Here is a 16,472-nt window from a genome sequence, read left to right as displayed (position 1 = left end):
AACCTGGACTTCACCGCCGAGGAACTGCTCGCCATCGACGAATACGCCGTGGACTCCGACATCAACCTCTGGGCCAACGCCCTCAAGGCCTGATGCTCCGGTTTCGGCCGGCCGGGCCGGATGACTGGCCCTCCCTCTGGGCCATCATGGAGCCGGTTGCCAGAGCAGGAGAGACCTACTGCTGGGACACGTCCATGGATGAGGCGGCAGGACGGCTCGAGTGGCTTCCCGGTCCCGGAGGCACCGATCCGACGCTCGTCGTCCTCGTGGCCGTCGACGCAGAGACCGAGCGCGTGGTCGGCACCGCGCAACTGCACGCCAACCGTGGCGGCAACGGGGCCCACGTCGCGAATGCTTCCTTCCTGGTGGCCGTCGACGCCGGAGGCCGGGGCGTCGGCCGCGCCCTCGCCGATCACGTGCTGGAGGAGGCGCGAGCCGCAGGGTACACAGCGATGCAGTTCAATGCCGTGGTGCAGACGAACGAACGCGCGGTCGCCCTGTGGACGTCGCTCGGCTTCGTGATCGTCGGCACCGTTCCCGGAGCGTTCATGCACCCCTCGGTTGGACCGACCGGCCTCCACATCATGCACCGGTTCCTCTAGCCAGGGTCCCGCGGAACGCCGACGCGACCGACAGCGGGGCGACGGCGGTCCAGCGCGGACCAGGGACGTGAACGGCTGCGGGGCAACCGCCGGACAGCGACGCGCCGGCCGAGGCGACGGCTGACGCGAACGGCCGACACGACCGACACGACCGACACGGCCGACACGACCGACACGACCGACACGACCGACACGACCGACACGACCGACACGACCGACACGACCGACACGACCGACACGACCGACAACGGTCCAGCACGGGACACAATGGGGCATGACTGCCCCACAGCCCGTCCACGATCCGCTCCTCGGCGCCTGGGCGACCCTGGGCGAACCCCGACTGACCGCCGAGCTGGCGAGGTCCGGCGTCGGCTGGGTCGGCCTCGACGCACAGCACGGGCACTTCGACGACCACGCCCTCCGGACCACGCTGGGTCTCCGACCGTCGGACGCTGCCCCGATGCTCGTACGCGTGGCAGCGAACGACCCCGCGCTGATCGGGCGGGCGCTGGACGCGGGGGCGGACGGCGTCATCGTGCCCCTCGTCGACAGCGTGGCCGATGCCGAGAAGGCGGTCGCCGCAAGCCACTACCCTCCGTACGGCACGCGCAGCTGGGGACCCCTGCCCGGCAGTCGCCCGGTCCACAGCCCGGGCTCCGACAGCGGCACGCACACCGTGCCGCTGTGCGCCGTGATGATCGAGACCGCTGCCGCACTCGATGCAGCCGACGAGATTGCCGCCGTATCCGGCGTCGACATGATCTTCGTCGGCCCCTTCGACCTCTCACTCACGCTCGGGCTGCACGTCGACGACCTCCTGGCCGCACCGAGAGGGGACGCGCCCCTGACCCGGATCATCCGCGCCTGCATGGACGCCGGCATCACTGCCGGCGCCTATGCGGGCACACCGGAGCGTGCAGCCCTGCTCGCCACGGCGGGGTTCGGCTGGATCGCCGCCACGACCGACGCCGCCCTGGTGTCCCTGGGCGTCGGGGAGATGCGACGGCGAATGATGTCAGGAGCGCAGGCTCAGCCGACCCAGGACGCCCTCAGCGAGGGGAATGCCTCCTCGTAACCGCTGAGTACCCGCCCGGCGGCGTGGAACGAGTCGACCAGCGGGTGCCCGGCAAGGGCCCGCAGGGCGGCATCGCGGTCGCCGTGCACCGCCGCGCGCACGGTGTCCTGTTCGACGGCCTTGACGGCCGCCATGAGACCGAGCTGGTGAAGCGTCAGGGGCGCCGCCGGCAGGGGGTGGGCTCCCGTCGGGTCCACGACGGACGGTACCTCGATGACGGCGTCCTCCGGCAGATCGGGGAACGTCGACCCGTTGCGCACATTGAGGATCAGCTCCGCACGCCGGCCCGTGAGCAGCGCCCGCATGACCTGCAGCGCAACCCGTTCGTAGCCACCCCCGGCGAGATCCGCCTCGTCGCGCTCCTCGTCACCGGTCCGCCCCTCGGCGAGATAGCCGGACTCCCTTTCGCGCCGGGCGGCCTCCCAGACGCCGAAGGGGTCACCGGCGGCCATGAGCCGCGGGTAGAGGTCCCGCTGCTGGTCCCGCAGGATCTCCCCCCGCGTCCTGTCCGCACCACTGATTGAGCGGAGCGCCTCGCGGTGGAAGTAGTAGTAGAACAGGTACTCGTTGGGCAGCGCTTCGAGGACCCGGAGCAGGTCCGGACCGAAGAGCCGCCCCTCCTCGAAGCCACCCAGGCGCAGAGGGTCGGCGAGCAGCCCGGGGAGGTGGTCCTTCTCGCCGTCGTCGAGCCTGCGGAGCCAGCCGAGGTGGTTCAGGCCCACGTAGTCGACTCCCGTGAGCGTGCCACGCAGGTCCACGCCGGCTGCACGGGCCGCGCGTGCCACGAGGCCTGAAGCCGAGTCGCAGATGCCGATGACCCGGGGGCCCAGGACCGTCGAGAGCGCCTCCGTGACCATTCCGGCGGGATTCGTGAAGTTGATGAGCCACGCGTCCGGCGCGACCTCGCGCATCACGGAGGCGACGCGCATCATGTCCGGGATGGAGCGGAGCGCGTAGGAGATCCCTCCGGCGCCGACGGTCTCCTGCCCGAGCAGTCCGGCTGCCAGGGCTACGCGCTCGTCGAGGATGCGTCCCTCGGTGCCGCCGCTGCGCACCGCGGCGAAGACGACGTCGGCATCCGGCAGCGCATCCTCGAGGCGGTCCTCGACGCGCACGGACGGCCGGGGGTCCCCACCCGTGCGTGGCAGGGCCTCGAGCACCCGCGCGATCGCGCGCGCACGCTCCGGCTCGGCGTCGAGCAGGACGACGTCGGACACGAGCCCCGCGAACGGACCCTCCGCGAGCGCACGGTAGACCAGCGGCACACGGAAGCCTCCTCCGCCCACGATGACGAGCCGCGCACCTGTACCGAACGTCTCAGGCAAGGTTCGTCCCGCTTTCGTCATGGGTTTCGTCGGGTTGCTGCTGCCCGGACTCGGAACCGGGCTCGAAATCGGGCCGCCGGGCGCCCGCGCGAGGCTCCTTGGAAGTATTCTGCCGTACATGGCCCAACAGCACCGCTTCGATCCGTTGGTGGCCACGCGCAGCCCGGACGGGCCCGAGTTCGACCTCCTGCTCGCCGGACAGGTGTTCTTCGACATCATCTTCACGGGCCTCGAACAGCTGCCGTCGCCCGGCACGGAGGTGTGGACGGAGGGCATGGGTTCCGGGCCGGGTGGGATCGCCAACCAGGCGATCGCCGCGAGTCGGCTGGGTCTGCGCACCACGCTCGCTGCCGCCTTCGGCGACGACGCGTACGGGCAGTCCAACTGGGACGTGCTGCAGGACCAGGAGCACGTCGACCTCTCGCGGTCGCGCGTGTTCGGGCAATGGCATTCACCCGTCACCGTGTCCCTCTCCGTGCACCACGACCGCTCGATGATCACGCATGGCCACCCCTCTCCGCTGAGCGCCACCGAGCTGATCGGCGCACCGCCGTCGTGCCGGGCCGCCATCGTGGGACTCGAGCGGGAGGTGGAGCCGTGGGCGAAGGCCGCAGCCGCCGGCGGCACCAAGCTGTTCGGGGACGTGGGCTGGGACGCCGCGGGGGAGTGGGCGCCCGAGACGCTCGCTTCGCTCGAGCACTTCCACGCGTTCATGCCCAATGCCGCCGAGGCCATGGCGTACACGCGGACCGATGATCCGTGGGCGGCCCTCTACTCGCTGGCGGACCGTGTGCCCGTGGCCGTCGTGACCGTCGGCCAGCAAGGGGCCATGGCCATCGACTCGGAGACGGGGGAGGAGGAGTGGGTGCCGGCCCTTCCCGTGTCCGCCTACGATCCGACGGGCGCCGGTGACTGCTTCGGGGCGGCTTTCGTCATGGGTGACCTCGCGGGCTTCCCGCTCGCCGACCGTCTCCGTTTCGCGAACCTGTGCGCCTCCCTGTCCGTGCAGCACGTGGGCGGCTCCCTGGCCGCACCGGGCTGGGGGGACATCGCGGACTGGTGGCACCGGGTCAGTGCGGGGCGCGACGGCGTGCGGCGGCAGTGGTTGCGCCGGTACGCCTTCCTGGAGGACCTGGTGTCCGACGTCCCCACGGAGGCCCTGCGCCGGGCGACGGCGACGATCGCCCGGCAGTCGGACGCCTCGCCGTCACTCCGTCCGGCGGAGGCCCGTCCGGAGAATGCGCGCCCGGAGAATGTGCAGCCGGCGGAGGCCCGTCCAGAGAATGTGCGCCCGGGGGAGACGCAGCCGAGCGAAGCTCGTCCGGAGGAGGCCACCCCGGCAGAGGCCCGCCCGGAGAGGGCCCTCCCGGGCGAACCCAGCCCGGCGGATGCCCGCCCGAGCGTCCGCGCGTATGTCCCGAGGCCGCCCGACGACCCGGGCGAGGGCCAGGACCACACCTGCTCGCGCTGATCACCGCCGATCCGGCGAACCGCTGCCCGCCCTTCGGGAGGATCGACTGTCACCCCCGCAGGGCGGCGGCCTCACCGAGCCAGCGTACGTACAGCGCCCACGGGTCGTCGACGCCCGCCGCGAGGCGTGCCACATGCTCCTCCAGGTCCGGGGCGGCCTCGAACCACTCGGACCGATCGAGCCGCAGTCTTGCGAACTGCTCGTGCCGACGCCGCTCGACGAGCCGGTCGCCGCGCTCGAACGCCAGCACCTCGTCGTGCCAGATGCGGGCGAAACGCCGACGCGGGTTCGCCGTCGTCCCGATCTTGATGCGGTCCCGGAACCGGAGGTAGTAGACGACGTCGACGCGTGGAGGCGGCAGGCCGTCATCGAGGACGTCGCCCACCCGCCACTCGCAGGCCGCACATACCCAGCCGGACGGGTACCGCACCCCGATCCGCGAACCGCACGCACGGCAGGGTACCGGCAGGAGGTCGGTGGAGCCCCACTCGGCCTCCGACCACTCCGCGACCAGTGCCAGGTGTGCTGCGCAGAGCGGGAAGGGCGCTGCGCCCGTGGCGCTGCCGCAGGCACTTCCGTCCTCGTCGGGGAGCACACACCCGGGGGCGACGGACGGAGGTTCGAACACGCCTTCGATTGTTCCCGCTCCCTCCCGGGTAATCAACCCGGCGGAAGCCCCGCGCAAGCTGGCAGAATAGGGCGGGTGACTTCCTCAGAACGTGCCGCAGAGATCGACCTCGACGCCCTGCGGCACAACATCCGGCACCTGCGCGACGTCGCCCACCCCGCCCGGGTGATGGCCGTCGTGAAGGCCGACGCCTACGGCCACGGCGCCCTCCCCATCGCGCGTGCCGCCCTCGGGGCGGGAGCCGCGTGGCTCGGCGTCGCGCACATCGACGAGGGCGTCGCGCTGCGGAAGGCGGGCATCGAAGCCCCCATCCTCGCGTGGCTGCACACCATGGGCAGCGACTTCACCGCCGGCGTCGAGCACGGACTGGACCTCGGGATCTCCGGATGGGAGCTCGAGCACGTGACCGCTGCAGCCCGCGAACTGGAACGCCCGGCAATCGTGCACCTGAAGATCGACACGGGCCTCGGCCGCAACGGCTGCCCGCCGGACCAGTGGGAGTCCCTGCTCAGCCGGGCCATCGCCTACCAGGAGGAGGGCCTGATCCGGGTCGTCGGGATCTTCTCCCACCTCGCCGTCGCCGACGAGCCGACACGTCCCGAGACCGACCTCCAGGTGCAGGCGTTCCGCGAGGCCGTGGCCGCCGCAGAGAAGGCCGGCATCGACGTCGAGGTGCGTCACCTCGCCAATACGCCCGCCACGCTCTCACGTCCCGACTGCCACTTCGACCTCGTGCGCGTGGGCCTCGGAATCTACGGGCTCTCGCCCTTCTCCGACCAGGGCTCCGCCGACCTCGGCCTCCGGCCCGTCATGACCCTCAGCACCACCGTCTCGAACTGCAAGGAGGTGCCCGCCGGCCAGGGCGTCTCCTACGGCTACGGCTACCGCACACAGAAGCCCACCACGCTCGGGCTCATCCCCGTCGGGTACGGCGACGGCGTGCCCCGCATCGCCACGGGAGCCCCGGTACTCGTCGGTGGCCGCATCTACCCGGTGGTGGGTCGGATCGCCATGGACCAGTGCGTCATCGACTTCGGGACCACGGGCCTGGTCGACTCGGCGGACAGCCCCCTCGGCAAGCGCGCGGTGCTCTTCGGCGGTACCGATTCACCGCCGGTCGAGGACTGGGCCGCCGCCGCTCAGACCATCAACTACGAAGTGGTCACCCGGATCAGCGACCGGGTGGAGCGCGTGTACGTGGACCCACGACGGGAGGCGGGCGATGGCGATGGAGCCTAAGTGGACCGCGTCCTACGACGTGGGTTCGGCCGCCGAGCTGCAGGGCCTCGCCGCCGGCCTCGCACCGCAGCTGCGGCCCGGGGACCTGCTGGTCCTCTCCGGTGAACTCGGCGCCGGCAAGACGACGTTCACCCAGGGCCTCGGCCGTGGCCTCGCGGTCGAGGACCGCATCATCTCGCCGACCTTCGTGCTCGTCCGGCAGCATCCCTCGACGGGCGACGGGCCGGGCCTCGTCCACGTCGACGCCTACCGCCTGGAGAGCGCGGCCGCCGTGGACGACCTCGACCTCGAAGCCACGATGGCTGCCAATGTCACCGTCATCGAGTGGGGAGCGGGCAGGGTGGAGCACCTGAGCGACAGCCGGCTGCACGTCACGATCCGCCGCCCGCTCGGCGGAGCGCTGCCCGAAACCGGCGAACCGATCAAGAGCTTCGACGACGACGGCGAGGACGAGGTGCGCACCGTCACCCTCGCGGGCTTCGGGCCGCGCTGGCGGGCAGGACTGCCCGCGCCCGTCCTCGACTAGGCTGGACGGGTGCTTCTCCTCGCCCTCGACACCTCCGCCGCGGCGACCGTCGCGCTCCTGCGGGACGACGACGTCGTCGGCCGGTTCGGCAGCGCCGACACGCGCTCCCACGCGGAGGTCCTCGCCCCTGCGGTGCAGCGGGTCCTCGCCGACGCCGGGGTGGCCGGCTCCGACCTCGACGGCATCGTCGCCGGAGTGGGCCCGGGCCCCTTCACGGGACTGCGCGCCGGACTCGTCACGGCACGGACACTCGCCTTCGTCTGGGACGTCCCCCTGCTCGGCGTGCTGAGCCTCGATGCCCTGGCCTTCGACGCCGCCGCGAGCGGCGCAGTCCCTGCCGGTTCCGGATTCCTCGTCGGCACCGACGCCCGCCGCGGCGAGGTCTACTGGGCCGCGTACCGCGCGCCGTCGGGCGGGGACGGCGCCGCCGTACTGCCCGAGCTTCTTGACGGCCCGCACGTCGGTGCGGCGGTGAGCCTGCCGAAGGACCAGCCCCTGGCGGGACGAGCGGCGAGCCTCTACCCGGACGAGCTGGACGGCCTGCCGGCCTTCGCGACGTCGGATCCCGACGCGGCCTCCCTCGCCCGCGTGGCCCGGCAGCGCCTTCTCGCGGGCGAAGCGCTCCGCGACACCGCACCGCTGTACCTGCGGGAGTCCGACGCCAGGGTGCCCGGCCCGCGGAAACGGGCGACGGCGTGAGCTTCACCCTGCGCAGCCTCATCTACGAGGACATCGAGACCGTCGGCCGCCTCGAGAACGAGCTGTTCCCCACCGACGCCTGGCCGCTCGAGATGTTCTACACCGAGTTCTTCCAGCCGGACACACGGCGCTACATCGTGGCCGAGGTCGACGGCGAGACGGTCGGCTACGCGGGCGTCATGGTCATCGACACCACGGCGGACATCCAGACCATCGGTGTGCTGCCGCGCTTCGAGGGGCAGGGCATCGGTCGGGCAATGCTCACCGAGCTGCTCGACGAGGCGCGACGCCGCGGTGCGGACACGGTGATGCTGGAGGTCCGCGCCGACAATCCACGGGCCCAGCAGCTCTACACACGCTTCGGCTTCGCCAGGATCCACACCAGGAAGAGGTACTACCGCGACGGCGTGGACGCCTGGGTCATGCAGCTCGTCCTGCCCGCGGGCGGAGAGGGGTCACCATGACACGCGAGGCACCACTGGTGCTCGGCATCGAGTCCTCCTGCGACGAGACAGGCGTCGGGATCGTGCGGGGGACACAGCTGCTGACCAACACCGTGTCCTCGTCGATGGACGAGCACGTGCGCTTCGGCGGAGTCATCCCCGAGATCGCGTCACGCGCGCACCTCGAGGCCTTCGTCCCGACCCTCAGAACGGCGCTCGACGACGCCGGCGTCACGCTCGACGAGATCGACGCCATCGCCGTGACCGCGGGTCCGGGCCTGTCGGGAGCCCTCATGGTCGGGGTGTCCGCTGCCAAGGCGCTCGCCGTCGCGACCGGGAAGCCGCTCTATGCCATCAACCACCTCGTGGCGCACGTGGGCGTCGGCATGCTCGGTGGCACCTTCGCCGACGGGCTGCCGCCCGACCTCGGCGCGCTCCTCGTGTCCGGCGGGCACACGGAGATCCTGCGGATCGGCGACATCGCGAGCGACGTCGAACTCCTGGGGTCCACGATCGACGACGCCGCAGGCGAGGCCTACGACAAGACGGCACGCATCCTCGGCCTCGGCTATCCCGGCGGACCCGTGATCGACAGGCTGGCCCGGGAGGGCGATCCGACGGCGATCCGCTTCCCTCGCGGGCTCTCGCAGCCCAAGTACATGGGCACCGCGGAGCAGCCCGGCCCGCACCGCTACGACTGGTCCTTCAGCGGGCTCAAGACGGCCGTGGCGCGCAGCGTGGAGCAGTACGAGGCGGCCGGCCTGGAGGTACCCGTGGCGGACATCGCCGCGTCCTTCCAGGAGGCGGTGGTCGACATCATCACCTCGAAGGCCGTGCTCGCTTGCCGGGAACACGGCATCACGAACCTCCTGCTCGGCGGCGGCGTCGCGGCGAACCGGAGGCTCCGCGAACTGACCGGCGAGCGGTGTGCAGCCGCCGGCATCACCCTGACCGTCCCGGCGCCGTCGCTGTGCACGGACAACGGGGCCATGGTTGCGGCACTCGGAGCCCGGATCGTGATGCAAGGCGGTCGTCCGAGCGGCATCGGCTTCGGGACCGATCCGTCCCTGCCCGTCACGCGGATCGTCCTCGCGGCCGACGGGAACGGCGGGTCCTAGGCGTGGCCACCGGGCACGGCGGGTCCTAGGTGCGGCGATCGTCGCGAGCCCTCGCGCCCGCTGGCATCCGGGCGGGCCGGATCCGACGTGGTACCGGAAGTGCCGGGCGGGGCAGTGCATGAACCGGAGACCGCGGGAGGACCGGACCCCGCAGGGTCCGGTCCTCCGATGGTGCAGGGCCTAGAGCGTGCCCCGGCGGTCCGTCGTGTCGCCGTCGACGAGCCTGTCGTCCTCGAGCCCCTGGCTCTCGGACGGAACTCCTGTTCCCGGGATGCCGTCCACGGCGGGTACGGGATCGACGTCGATGGTGTCGACCTCGTCGACGACCGGGGTGGTCTCGGGGACCACGGGTGCCGCATCGACCACGGTCACCGTGTCGACGTCCACGTCCTCCTCGTCGTCCTTCTTGCCGGCAGCAGCCGCGGCCGCACCGGCCACTGCGGCCGCCGCGGCGATGCCGACGCCGGCCGCTACCTTGCCGGACACGCCTGCCTTGCCGCTGTCACCGCGGGACTCCGCGGCGTCCTCGACCGTCGGGGTTCCCGTGGTACCGACGCCGGCCACGGATCCGCGCCACGCGCCCGTGGCGTAGCTCTCGGACTCGATGAACTCCTTGAACCGGTGCAGGTCTGCCTTCGCCTGGTTCTCGACGACGTTCAGCTTGTCGCCGACCTTCTCGACGAGGCCCTCGGGCTCGTACTCGAGGACGAGGTCCACACGGGTGGTGCCGCCGAGATCCTCGAAGGACACCGTGCCGGCGTTCGTAGCGCCCTCCGTGGCCGCCCACGAGACCCTGCGGTCGGGAACCTGCTCCAGGACCTTGGCCTCCCACTGGCGGCGGATGCCGCCGATCTCGGCAACCCACTCGAGGCGATCGTCGCTGAGCTGCGTGATCTGCTTGATGCCGCCCATGAAGTGCGGGAACTCCTCGAACTGGGTCCACTGGTTGTACACGGTTGTCACTGGAAGATTCACGACAATGGTTTCTTCGACCTTCGTGCTCATCATGCTCCCTAAGGGTTGGGGATACGGTCACTGATCGCATCATCAGCATGCTTAGCTTATGGCGCGCGCGGGGCTGTGGCCAGTGCAGGACGCACGTCCGCCATATCCCGTGGCGCTCCCATCTCCTCGCCGGCGCTCAGGGAAGCAGGTCGCCCACGTCGGCGTACCGGCGCCGCCAGTCGCGCCCCTCCTCGCCGCCGTACAGGGTCCAGTACTCGCGGCCGGAGGTGATCACGCCGTCGGTCACCGTCCAGATGGACACCACACGGAAGATGCCGACGTCCTCCTGCGGCACCTGGACCTCGGACACCACCACCTCGCCGGCGTCGTACACGTTCAGGACGTCGATGCTCCACCCGTTGGGGTGCTCGGCGTTGACCGCCACCATGTTGTCCCTGCCGCGGATGATCTCCCGGGTGACGGGCCAGAAGACCTCCACGTCCTCGGCGAGGGTCAGACCCACGGCCTTCCAGTCCCTGCTCCACACCGACGACCAGTACCGCCGGATCACCTCGGTAGATTCCATACGCCGATGCTACCGGCGGACCTCCGCGCCCTGGCCGAGGTGCGCGGCGACAGCGGCTTCGAAGCCCGCGACGGTGCGTGCGACCGCCGTGGCCGGAGCTGTGTCCCAGATGTCCTGGTTGAAGATCTCCACCTCGACATCGCCGGTGTACCCGGCAGCCTCGACCTCCGCCGTGATGCGCGCGAAATCGATGACGCCGTCACCGGGGTAGTGGCGGGAGAGCAGGACATCGGCGGCCAGCGGGGTGGCCCAGTCACACACCTGGTAGCTGGCGATCCGGCCCTCCGCGCCGGCGCGGGCGATCTGGACGGACAACTCCGGATCCCACCAGACGTGGAAGGTGTCGACGACGACGCCGACCGCCGCGGCGGAGAACGGGGAGGCGAGGTCGAGTGCCTGCTTCAGCGTCGAGATGACGGCGCGGTCGGAGGCGTACATCGGGTGCAGCGGTTCGAGGGCCAGCGTCACGCCTGCGGCCTCCGCCTCGGGGACGAGTTCGGCGAGGGCGTCCTGGACCAGGGCCCGGGCGCCGACCACGTCCTTCGACCCGTGCGGGAGCCCGCCGGCCACCATGACGAGGACCGGGGCCGAGCCCGGAGCCCCTGATGCCGCGAGGGTGGCGGTCTCCTCGATCGCCTTCCGGTTGTCGTCCATCGCCGTACGCCGTGCGTGGCCCTCGGGAACGGTGAAGAATCCTCCACGGCAGAGGCTCGAGAAGCGCAGGCCCGAGTCGGCGAGGAGCCGGGCGGCCCCGGGCAGGGATGCGGCCTGGACCGAGTCCCGCCACAGGCCGATGCTGGTGATCCCGGCGTCCGCGGTGACCCGCAGTGCCTCGGCGAGCGGTGCGTACTTCACCGTGGCCTGGTTGATGGAGAGGCGGGGGTGCGGCGTCGTCATGCCGGAACTCCGCTGACCCGCAGCAGCCCGTGCCAGCGCTCGCGGGCGAGGTCGGGCTGCTCGAGGCCCCCGCACTCGTTGGCGAGGCGGACGATCTCCGAGAGGTGCGGCAGGCTGCGTGCGGCGTGCAGGCCACCGACCATCCCGAAGCCCCGCTGGTGCCCGTTCAGCCAGCTGAGGAAGGCGACGCCCGTCTTGTAGTAGAACGTGGGCGCGGAGAAGATCTGGCGTGAGAGGGCCTCGGTAGGGCCGAGGATCCGCGCATAGGCCTCCTGGTCGTCGGCGTCGAGCGCCTGGACCGCGGCCGAGGCGTGCGGGCCGAGCGCGGCGAAGGCGCCGAGGAGTGCATCGGAGTAGCCCGAGGAATCTCCGCCCATCAGGGACACGTAGTTGAAGTCGTCACCGGTGAACATGCGGGCGGGGGCATTGAGCTGGGCCCGGACCGCCCGCTCCGAGTCCGCATCGAGCAGGCTCATCTTGACGCCCGCCACCTTGTCGGGTGCGTTGGCGATGATCTTGAGCAGGGTCGAGGACGCCGCATCCGTGTCCGACGAGCCGAAGTACGTGCCCAGTTCGGGATCGAAAGCGCTTCCGAGCCAATGCAGGATCACCGGAGCGCCTGCGGACGCGAGGACTTCGGCGTACACGCGTTCGTAGTCCTCCGCCGTACGTGCGGCACGCGCGAGGTGCCGGCTGGCCATCAGGACGACGGAGGCACCGGCGTCCTCGGTGAAGTGCAGCTGCTGCTTGTAGGCGTCGATGACGGCATCGAGGGAGATGACGGCGTCATCGACATGGTCCGTGTTGACGCCGACCACGAGCGCACCGTCCACCGATCGGGCTTCCGCGGCGCTGCGCGAGATCAGTTCACGAGTGGCCGCGGCATCGAGGCCCATGTTGCGCTGCGCGGTGTCCATGGCGTCCGCAACACCGAGTCCCCACGACCACAGGTGGTGGCGGAAAGCGAGGGTGGCGTCCCAGTCGAGGTCCGCCGGCGCCCCGGGGACGTTGTCCGCCGTGGTGCGGGGGACGACGTGCGCCGCGGCGTACACGGTCCTGCTGGCGAGCGGAGCCACCGGCTTCGAGAACGACGGCGCAGGGTTGAGTTCGACGGCGGAAGTGGTTCCCGCCGCATCGACGAGCGTCATCATGCCAGGGTGACCGCTTCCTCCAGGGGCAGCACCGCGGTGCGCACGTCCTCCAGGTCCACGCGGCGGCCGGAGCGTGAGCTCTCGAGCCCCTGCTCCGCGAGGTACATCCCGCGGGCACCGGCGAGGAAGTCGTACGGGTGCGGGGCGTCTTCGAGGACGTGGCGGAGGAAGTCCTCCCACTGGGTCTTGAAGCCGTTCTCGAACACCTCGTTGGTGGGGACGTCGATCCAGTCGGCGTCGTAGTCGTGCGTGTCCTCGAGGTCCGGGTTCCAGACGGGCTTCGGCGTCGCGTTGCGGGGCTGGATCTTGCAGCCGAAGAGCCCGACGACGGCGGACCCGTGGGTGCCGTCCACCTGGAACTGCACGAGTTCGTCGCGGTCCACGCGGACGGTCCAGCTCGAGTTGAGCTGCGCGATGATGCCGCCCTCGAGTTCGAAGACGGCGTAGGCGGCGTCGTCGGCGGTGGCCCGGTACGGGCGGCCCTGCTCGTCGACACGCTCGTCGATGTGCGTGACGGCGCGTGCGTACACGGATTCGACCTTGCCGAAGAGGTTCTCCAGCACGTAGCTCCAGTGCGGGAACATGTCGACGACGATCCCCCCGCCGTCCTCCGACCGGTAGTTCCAGCTGGGGCGCTGCGCGTCCTGCCAGCCACCCTCGAAGACCCAGTACCCGAACTCACCGCGCACCGAGAGGATCCGGCCGAAGAACCCGGAGTCGATCAGGCGCTTGAGCTTCTGCATACCGGGGAGGTAGAGCTTGTCATGCACCACGCCGTTCTTGATGCCGGCCGCCTCGGCGAGGTTCGCGAGCTCGAGGGCATCGGCCGCCGTCTCCGCGGTGGGCTTCTCGGTGTAGATGGCCTTGCCGGCGGCGATGGCCTTCCGGATGACAGCCGAGCGCGCCTTGGTCACGAGAAAGTCCGAGTAGATCTCCCAGGTGGGGTCTGCCAGGACGCTGTCGAGATCCGTCGAATAGTGCTCGATGCCGTGTTTGGCGGCGAGTTCGGCGAGCTTCGCCTCGTTCCGGCCCACGAGGATCGGCTCGACCTGGACCCGGGTCCCATCGGAGAGGAGGACTCCGCCCTGGTCCCGGATGGCGAGGATGGAACGGACAAGGTGCTGCCGGTATCCCATCCGCCCTGAGACGCCATTCATGATGATTCCGATTGTCCTCGTTGACATTGATACTCCTTGGTTCCGGCGACATCGCCCTCTTGGAAAACGCTTACCGCGAGTGTAGGGGAAGAACAGAAGAGGGGCAATAAGCGAAGGATCGGGCTACGTACCGGAGTCGGACCGCCGCGGGATGTCGCGACGCGTGCACTGGTCGGGGCGAACCCATGCTTCACGCGCGATGGAGAATTCGACCCATTGCGCGAGTACTGCGGAAGGGGTCCAGGCCATGGCGAATCCGCGGACCGTCTGGCGGGATCCGTTCGGATACTCGAGGTCCACCCAGAGCGCCGGGGCAGGGGAGACCGACTCCGTGATGCCCTCGGTCGGGGTCTCGAGCTGGATCGGCGGGTGGAACTGGTGCGTCGTCGGCGGGAGCCCGTGCCATCCAACCGCCCTAGCCACGCGTGTCTGCCGGAGGAGCGGCGTACGACGTCGACTGGTCCATGCCACCACTCTACGAGGGTGGCGCCGGCGGCCACCCGTTGTCACACCGGGGAATGGGCCGGTGATGACGAGGAGGACGCAGGTCCTGTCAGGCCGCGGGCGTCGGCCGTGGCTTCAGTTCCCGCCTCCGACAGCACACCGCGTCCACCCACGCCTCACGGGCACGGGAGTATTCGATCCAATGCGCCAGGACCGCCGTGCCCGTCCAGGCCATGGCGAAACCCTTCATCGTGCACCTGGAGCCGTCGGGGTACTCCAGGTCCACCCATAGCGCGGGGGACGCGAACGGCTCGGCGACCCCTGTCGTGGGTGGGTCGAGCTGAAGCGGAGGAATGAACCTGTCAGCGCTGGGCGGGATGCCGTGCCACCCCGGTCGTTCTGCCATGGCACGAAGGTATGCCGCGTCTCCGACACTCTGGCGGTCGTCGGTCCGCCCGTTCCCCCGGACGGATCCCGCCGCCGAGCCGAGCCTCAATGCGCCGCGGCACCCTTTGATCCGGCATGGGCACGCGCCAGGTCGTCGCTGAAGGGAGCGCGCTTCCGCGGCGGGAGATCGTCGATGAGTTCGTTCACGGCGAGGGCGAGCAGGTCGCACTCGAGGGCGGGCAACGGCATGAGGCCCGCGAGGTAGGCTTCGACCTCGTACTCGTCGACATCGCCGCTCAGGGAGAAGTAGTGCATCCATACCTCTCCCACGGAGAAACCCGACTCCGAGATGGCGGCGTTGATCAGCGCTCGCTGTTCCTCCGCATACGGGAAGGTGGTCATGGTGCCTCCCTTCTCCCGGGGGCACCATGACCGTTCACGATGTTCGCGGTGAGCTGCCGGAAGGGGATACCCGTGCTGCGTGCCCGCGCCGTCAGTGCCGCGAGGGCTTCGGCCTCGCTGAACCCTTCGCGCTGCATGAGGATGCCCTTGGCGATGCCAACGACGTCGCGCGAGCGCAGCGACTCCCGGAGCTCACTGCTGATCCGGGTCGACGTCTCGGACGTCTGCGCATGGCCGAGCAGCGCCGAGGCGGCGACCGAGAGGCTCGTGAGGCGGGTGCGGTCGGCGTCGTCGAAGGCCGCCGGCACCGTCGAGTAGACCTTCATGGCACCGATCGAATCACGGCCCCGGAGGAGTGGGACGCTGTAACACGAGCGGACTCCCGCCTCCGCCGCCGCGGCACTCCACCGCGGGAACCGCTCGTCCGCAGCGGTGTCCTCGATCACCACGGGTGTCCGCGAGGACCACGCCGTCAGGCACGGCCCTTCGCCCAGGCTGTACTGGAGGTCGTCCGCGGTCCGGACGAGATCGTCCGTCGAGCCCACACTGGTCCGTTCGGAGTGATGGATGAGTGAGACGCCGGCCCCGGAGGCATTCGGTATCGTCTCCTCGGAAACGCGGGCAAGGAGGTCCACAGCGTGCTGCGCGGTTTCCTGCGTGAGGACGAGTCCTCGGATACGACCGAGCGTCACACCCAACTCACTTGAGGGGGATGAAGGTCCATCAGTTGCCTCGAACGTCATGCCAGGCTTGATTCTGGCGCCGCGGGCCTTTTGCTAGACCACGATCGCGCGTTGCCGGCGATCCGCTTCCCTCATCCTAGCCGCGTGGGAGTGAAACGGCTGCGGAAGTGCACACACCCGTTGTGGAGGCATGCCGTACGGGTACAGGCGACCTCCCGGCACGTGCACTTGACCCATGACGGGGCGCGTCTGGTTAAGATGATCTCGACGATGTCACCGTCGCCGCCTCGGTCCCGTCCGTGGGGTGGATCGGCCAGCGTCCCGCCGTTGATCCACGATGCGTGAGGTATCCCAGCACCATGACGAATGACGATTTGCAGAAGATCCGGGTCGCGGCCGCGGACAAGGAGGACGTCGAGTTCGAACTCGACCGCGCGGAGCTCGTCCTCAAGGAAGCCGTTGCAGAGGCGATCAGCCACGGCGAGGACATCAAGGTGGTGGCGGAGGTCGCCGAACTGCCCCTGGACGATGTCGTGAAGCTCGCTGCCCAGGAATCCGACCTGAACCCGGTCCTGCCCTTCTGAGGCCCCGTTATCGCTGCGGCGTACTTCCCCGGATGATCGTCTCGGTGGGAATCGGCGCAGGGCCATCACCGGTGTCCTCGCCCGGGGCGTCGTAGGCGGTTCCGGTCGCC

The 16,472-nt window shown here is 70.3% G+C and carries 19 protein-coding genes and 1 pseudogene; 9 read left to right on the top strand and 11 right to left on the bottom strand.

Going from position 1 to position 16,472, the window contains the following annotated elements:
• Positions 1-92: 92 nt before the first annotated feature.
• Complete coding sequence (locus AC4D2O_RS19090; protein ID WP_490908983.1) at positions 93-602, top strand: GNAT family N-acetyltransferase; 510 nt, start codon at positions 93-95, stop codon at positions 600-602.
• Between the two features lie 274 nt (positions 603-876).
• Positions 877-1,677: an HpcH/HpaI aldolase family protein gene (locus AC4D2O_RS19085; protein WP_490908982.1), complete on the top strand. Its 801-nt coding sequence runs from the start codon at positions 877-879 to the stop codon at positions 1,675-1,677.
• On the opposite strand, the gene AC4D2O_RS19080 is transcribed toward AC4D2O_RS19085, so the two are convergent.
• Positions 1,632-3,002: a family 4 glycosyl hydrolase gene (locus tag AC4D2O_RS19080; RefSeq protein ID WP_490908981.1), complete on the bottom strand. Its 1,371-nt coding sequence runs from the start codon at positions 3,000-3,002 to the stop codon at positions 1,632-1,634. The two genes, AC4D2O_RS19085 and AC4D2O_RS19080, sit on opposite strands and share 46 nt — an antisense overlap.
• A 118-nt stretch (positions 3,003-3,120) precedes the next feature.
• Between AC4D2O_RS19080 and AC4D2O_RS19075 the strand changes: the two are divergent.
• Positions 3,121-4,203, top strand: a pseudogene (locus AC4D2O_RS19075) (PfkB family carbohydrate kinase); the annotation flags it as partial.
• 319 nt (positions 4,204-4,522) lie between these two features.
• On the opposite strand, the gene AC4D2O_RS19070 reads toward AC4D2O_RS19075, so the two are convergent.
• On the bottom strand, positions 4,523-5,101 hold the full coding sequence (locus AC4D2O_RS19070) for a GIY-YIG nuclease family protein (RefSeq protein ID WP_490908980.1): 579 nt from the start codon (positions 5,099-5,101) through the stop codon (positions 4,523-4,525).
• Positions 5,102-5,167: 66 nt separating this feature from the next.
• Here AC4D2O_RS19070 and alr point away from each other — a divergent pair, with 66 nt between their 5' ends.
• The 5 genes from alr to tsaD are packed head-to-tail and all read left to right on the top strand — an operon-like array spanning position 5,168 to position 9,126.
• Complete coding sequence (gene alr / locus AC4D2O_RS19065) at positions 5,168-6,340, top strand: alanine racemase (protein WP_490908984.1); 1,173 nt, start codon at positions 5,168-5,170, stop codon at positions 6,338-6,340.
• Entirely contained in the window at positions 6,324-6,866 is a 543-nt protein-coding gene (tsaE, locus tag AC4D2O_RS19060; protein ID WP_490908979.1) for a tRNA (adenosine(37)-N6)-threonylcarbamoyltransferase complex ATPase subunit type 1 TsaE, read from the top strand. Before alr ends, tsaE begins: the two co-directional genes overlap by 17 nt.
• A gap of 9 nt (positions 6,867-6,875) precedes the next feature.
• Positions 6,876-7,565, top strand: coding sequence for a tRNA (adenosine(37)-N6)-threonylcarbamoyltransferase complex dimerization subunit type 1 TsaB (gene tsaB / locus AC4D2O_RS19055; RefSeq protein ID WP_490908978.1), 690 nt, complete (start codon positions 6,876-6,878; stop codon positions 7,563-7,565).
• Positions 7,562-8,029 carry a ribosomal protein S18-alanine N-acetyltransferase gene (rimI, locus tag AC4D2O_RS19050; RefSeq protein WP_490908977.1) on the top strand — a complete coding sequence of 156 codons (468 nt, stop codon included), beginning with the start codon at positions 7,562-7,564 and terminating at the stop codon, positions 8,027-8,029. Before tsaB ends, rimI begins: the two co-directional genes overlap by 4 nt.
• On the top strand, positions 8,026-9,126 hold the full coding sequence (tsaD, locus tag AC4D2O_RS19045; RefSeq protein ID WP_490908976.1) for a tRNA (adenosine(37)-N6)-threonylcarbamoyltransferase complex transferase subunit TsaD: 1,101 nt from the start codon (positions 8,026-8,028) through the stop codon (positions 9,124-9,126). The genes rimI and tsaD overlap by 4 nt, the downstream gene beginning before the upstream one ends.
• A gap of 180 nt (positions 9,127-9,306) precedes the next feature.
• On the opposite strand, the gene AC4D2O_RS19040 is transcribed toward tsaD, so the two are convergent.
• From AC4D2O_RS19040 to AC4D2O_RS19000, 9 genes are all read right to left on the bottom strand, one after another.
• The gene (locus tag AC4D2O_RS19040) at positions 9,307-10,101 is read right to left on the bottom strand and encodes an SRPBCC family protein (RefSeq protein ID WP_490908975.1); all 795 of its coding nucleotides are present in this window, start codon (positions 10,099-10,101) and stop codon (positions 9,307-9,309) included.
• A 166-nt stretch (positions 10,102-10,267) separates the two neighbouring features.
• A complete protein-coding gene (locus AC4D2O_RS19035) occupies positions 10,268-10,657 on the bottom strand; it encodes a nuclear transport factor 2 family protein (protein WP_490908974.1) in 390 nt (129 codons plus the stop codon).
• Between the two features lie 9 nt (positions 10,658-10,666).
• Positions 10,667-11,554 carry a sugar phosphate isomerase/epimerase family protein gene (locus tag AC4D2O_RS19030; RefSeq protein ID WP_490908973.1) on the bottom strand — a complete coding sequence of 296 codons (888 nt, stop codon included), beginning with the start codon at positions 11,552-11,554 and terminating at the stop codon, positions 10,667-10,669.
• Positions 11,551-12,702: a dihydrodipicolinate synthase family protein gene (locus AC4D2O_RS19025; protein ID WP_490908972.1), complete on the bottom strand. Its 1,152-nt coding sequence runs from the start codon at positions 12,700-12,702 to the stop codon at positions 11,551-11,553. Before AC4D2O_RS19025 ends, AC4D2O_RS19030 begins: the two co-directional genes overlap by 4 nt.
• Entirely contained in the window at positions 12,702-13,889 is a 1,188-nt protein-coding gene (locus AC4D2O_RS19020) for a Gfo/Idh/MocA family protein (protein ID WP_490908971.1), read from the bottom strand. The genes AC4D2O_RS19025 and AC4D2O_RS19020 overlap by 1 nt, the downstream gene beginning before the upstream one ends.
• A 96-nt stretch (positions 13,890-13,985) precedes the next feature.
• The gene (locus tag AC4D2O_RS19015) at positions 13,986-14,285 is read right to left on the bottom strand and encodes a hypothetical protein (protein ID WP_490908970.1); all 300 of its coding nucleotides are present in this window, start codon (positions 14,283-14,285) and stop codon (positions 13,986-13,988) included.
• Between the two features lie 130 nt (positions 14,286-14,415).
• A complete protein-coding gene (locus AC4D2O_RS19010; protein WP_490908969.1) occupies positions 14,416-14,712 on the bottom strand; it encodes a hypothetical protein in 297 nt (98 codons plus the stop codon).
• Positions 14,713-14,798: 86 nt separating this feature from the next.
• Positions 14,799-15,095, bottom strand: a complete 297-nt coding sequence (locus AC4D2O_RS19005) for a hypothetical protein (RefSeq protein WP_490908968.1) — start codon at positions 15,093-15,095, stop codon at positions 14,799-14,801.
• Positions 15,092-15,787, bottom strand: a complete 696-nt coding sequence (locus AC4D2O_RS19000; protein ID WP_490908967.1) for a GAF domain-containing protein — start codon at positions 15,785-15,787, stop codon at positions 15,092-15,094. The genes AC4D2O_RS19005 and AC4D2O_RS19000 overlap by 4 nt, the downstream gene beginning before the upstream one ends.
• A 350-nt stretch (positions 15,788-16,137) precedes the next feature.
• On the opposite strand from AC4D2O_RS19000, the gene AC4D2O_RS18995 reads away from it, so the two are divergent.
• Positions 16,138-16,362, top strand: a complete 225-nt coding sequence (locus AC4D2O_RS18995; RefSeq protein ID WP_490908966.1) for a hypothetical protein — start codon at positions 16,138-16,140, stop codon at positions 16,360-16,362.
• The last annotated feature ends 110 nt before the right edge of the window (positions 16,363-16,472 follow it).

It is taken from the genome of Arthrobacter sp. TJ-238 (assembly GCF_058269215.1).
The sequence above is the reverse complement of the archived record's forward strand: the minus strand, read 5'-3'. Positions and strand labels throughout refer to the sequence as shown.